The sequence below is a fragment of the uncultured Proteiniphilum sp. genome, from assembly GCF_937873925.1.
Lineage (GTDB): Bacteria > Bacteroidota > Bacteroidia > Bacteroidales > Dysgonomonadaceae > Proteiniphilum.
This window is the reverse complement of sequence record NZ_CALNAT010000224.1, coordinates 1-3,148: the sequence shown is the minus strand read 5'-3', so window position 1 is coordinate 3,148 and position 3,148 is coordinate 1. Positions and strand designations below refer to the sequence as shown.

Below are 3,148 nucleotides of genomic sequence, written 5' to 3'. Positions count from 1 at the left end.
AGTAAGAAGTAAGAAGTAAGAAGTAAGAAGTAAGAAGTAAGAAGTAAGAAGTAAGGAGTAAGGAGTAAGAAGTAAGGAATAGGTAGTTAGGTATTAGGTTAGGTGGCTGGGTGGTTAAATCCTGAATTGAAAAGAGACGTAATCAAATCTTGAAATTTTAATTATATATATTACTTGTATGAGAAAGAATATTGTAGCAGGTAACTGGAAAATGAATAAGAACCTGCAGGAGGGAGTTGAACTGGCAATAGAGTTGAATGAGGCGTTGAAAAATAAAGTCGTGAACTGTGATGTGGTGATCGGTACGCCTTTTATTCATCTGGCGAGTGCGGTAAACAGTGTCGACACAAACAGAATAGGCGTTGCCGCCCAGAATTGTGCCGATAAGGAATCGGGAGCATATACCGGCGAGGTATCGGCCGCGATGGTGGCTTCCACCGGGGCTAAATATGTGATCCTGGGCCATAGCGAGCGTCGCGCGTATTACCATGAGACTCCCGAAATACTGAAAGAGAAAGTGAAGCTGGCGCTTGCCAACGGACTCACTCCTATTTTCTGTATCGGGGAGGTGTTGGATGAAAGAGAGTCGGATAAACATTTCGAGGTGGTAAAATCGCAGATCGAAGCATCGCTGTTCGAACTCTCACCCGAAGATTTCGCCAGGATAGTACTGGCTTACGAACCGGTATGGGCCATCGGCACAGGGAAGACGGCTACGGCCGACCAGGCGCAGGAAATGCACGCTTTCATCCGTCAGACACTGGCGGAAAAATATGGTGACGAAATAGCTGATAATACTTCTATCCTCTATGGCGGAAGTGCCAATGCCGGTAATGCGAAAGAACTTTTCTCCAATCCCGATGTGGACGGCGGCCTTATCGGAGGCGCTTCGCTGGGAGTGGATAAATTCATGCCCATTATCGAAGCATTTTAAACGGTTAACAGAATTTTACCACAGATCCGATCCGGGTCTGTGGTATTTCTTTATCTTTGCAAAATGAATGTGTGACTAATTTACCAATGTGGCTAATCAATCCAAGTGTTACCCTTTTTTTGAACGGGTAAAACCGTTCTGGAATGCTTGGTTATAAAATTTAAATATATGAGATTTCTCCTTCACTATCCGATCCTTCTTCTTTTATTGCTGGTGTCCGCAGGCGCGTATGCCCAGTCGTCACAAAAGAAAGAGATACTGCGGGAACTGAATTCCGTTGTTCCCGGAAAGGGACGTGTTTCCGTTTACGAGGACGAGAGCATCGGGCATGTGTTGGGGCGTCCTATGGCTCCTCCGAGAACGGTATATACCAATGCGGAAGGGTCGACGCAGTGGTATCGGGTACGTGGATACAAGATCCAGGCTTTTTCCGGGAACAACCAGCGTACTTCCAAAAATGAGGCACACCAAAAGCAGCAGCTTATCAATGATTCATATCCGGAGCATGAAACAGTCGTCCTTTTTGAATCGCCTTTCTGGCGGTTACGGGTAGGAAATTTCCAGACCAGAAGCGAGGCCGAAGAGGTATTGAAAGAGATGGTGAGGTCGTTTCCATCATTTGGAAAAGAGATGTATATCGTAGTGGATGAGGTGAAGATTCCCGTCAATCAGCCTTACAGCGATGAACATTAAGGAGGTAACCCTACAATAGAAAACAGATGTCTTCCGAAGAATTAGAGAAAAACAGATCGGTAATTACCGGTCATATGCGGGATATTCTCTCGCTACTGGGTGAGGATGAGAGACGCGAAGGATTGATAAAAACACCCGAACGGGTAGCCAAGGCTATGCAGCACCTGACGAAAGGATACTGGCAGGATCCCGAGGCGATCCTGCGTTCCGCCCTGTTCAGGGAGAACTACCGGCAAATGGTGATCGTGAAGGATATAGATCTCTTTTCGTTGTGTGAACACCATATGCTGCCATTCTTCGGTAAGGCACATGTGGCCTATATTCCCGATGGTTATATTACCGGCCTGAGTAAAATTGCCCGCGTTGTTGAGGTATTCGCACGACGGTTGCAGGTGCAGGAACGTCTTACTACTCAAATCAAAGAGTGTATCCAGAAAACATTGAATCCCATGGGGGTGATGGTGGTGATCGAAGCGCAGCACATGTGCATGCAGATGCGCGGCGTGGAAAAGCAGAACTCCATAACCACCACTTCCGACTTTACCGGCGTTTTCCGCGAACAGAAAACGCGTGAAGAATTTATTGCGCTGATAAAATAAATTTTACCCTTTCTTCGCTACCCGTTTGCGGTCGTTGTCATCCAGCAGGATCTTGCGGATACGCATATGTTTGGGCGTCACTTCTACGTACTCGTCCTCTTTGATGTATTCGAGTGCTTCTTCGAGGCTGAAGATAATAGGAGGTGCCAGTTGTGCTTTATCGTCAGTCCCCGACGCACGCACGTTGGTCAGTTTCTTCGATTTGGTGACGTTGACCACTAAGTCGCCTTCCTTGTTATGTTCGCCTACCACCTGTCCTGCATATACATCCGTTTGCGGCTCAATGAAAAACCGGCCTCTGTCCTGCAATTTGTCCAAAGCATAGGCATAGGCATTCCCCGATTCCCCGGCAATGATGGAGCCGTTTTGCCGCTTTTCGATATTTCCTTTCCACGGCCGGAATTCCAGAAAACGGTGCGCCATGATGGCTTCCCCGGCGGAAAGTGTGAGTACGATATTGTTCAGCCCGATGATACCCCTTGATGGAATCACGAACTCCATATGCATACGGTCGCCTTTGTTCTCCATGGTGAGCAATTCTCCCTTGCGGCGGGTGATGACATCGATAATCTTGCTGGCCGACTCTTCGGGAAGGTTCACCGTAAGTTGTTCCATCGGCTCATGCTTCTCACCGCCGATCTCTTTGATGATCACCTGTGGTTGCCCCACCTGCAACTCATATCCCTCACGGCGCATGGTCTCTATCAGCACCGAGAGATGCAATACGCCGCGTCCATACACGATCCATGAGTCGGAACTGTCGGTCTCCTCTACTCGGAGCGCCAGGTTCTTGTCCAACTCCCGCATCAGTCTTTCATAGATATGCCGGGAGGTTACATATCTCCCGTCCTGTCCGAAAAAGGGAGAGTTGTTGATGGTAAAGAGCATCGACATGGTTGGTTCGTCGATAGCGATAGGGTCG

The 3,148-nt window shown here is 48.0% G+C and carries 3 protein-coding genes and 1 pseudogene; 3 read left to right on the top strand and 1 reads right to left on the bottom strand.

All coding sequences use genetic code 11. The features are described from left to right. Positions 1-178: 178 nt before the first annotated feature. The 3 genes from tpiA (at position 179) to folE (ending at position 2,226) form a co-directional block, all read left to right on the top strand. Positions 179-934 carry a triose-phosphate isomerase gene (gene tpiA / locus Q0502_RS15285; protein ID WP_298652559.1) on the top strand — a complete coding sequence of 252 codons (756 nt, stop codon included), beginning with the start codon at positions 179-181 and terminating at the stop codon, positions 932-934. Positions 935-1,102: 168 nt separating this feature from the next. Beyond that, the gene (locus tag Q0502_RS15280; protein ID WP_298652556.1) at positions 1,103-1,627 is read left to right on the top strand and encodes an SPOR domain-containing protein; all 525 of its coding nucleotides are present in this window, start codon (positions 1,103-1,105) and stop codon (positions 1,625-1,627) included. A 26-nt stretch (positions 1,628-1,653) separates the two neighbouring features. Next, positions 1,654-2,226 carry a GTP cyclohydrolase I FolE gene (gene folE / locus Q0502_RS15275; protein WP_298652553.1) on the top strand — a complete coding sequence of 191 codons (573 nt, stop codon included), beginning with the start codon at positions 1,654-1,656 and terminating at the stop codon, positions 2,224-2,226. Between the two features lie 3 nt (positions 2,227-2,229). Here folE and Q0502_RS15270 read toward each other — a convergent pair. Continuing rightward, positions 2,230-3,148: pseudogene (locus Q0502_RS15270) on the bottom strand (translational GTPase TypA); the annotation flags it as partial.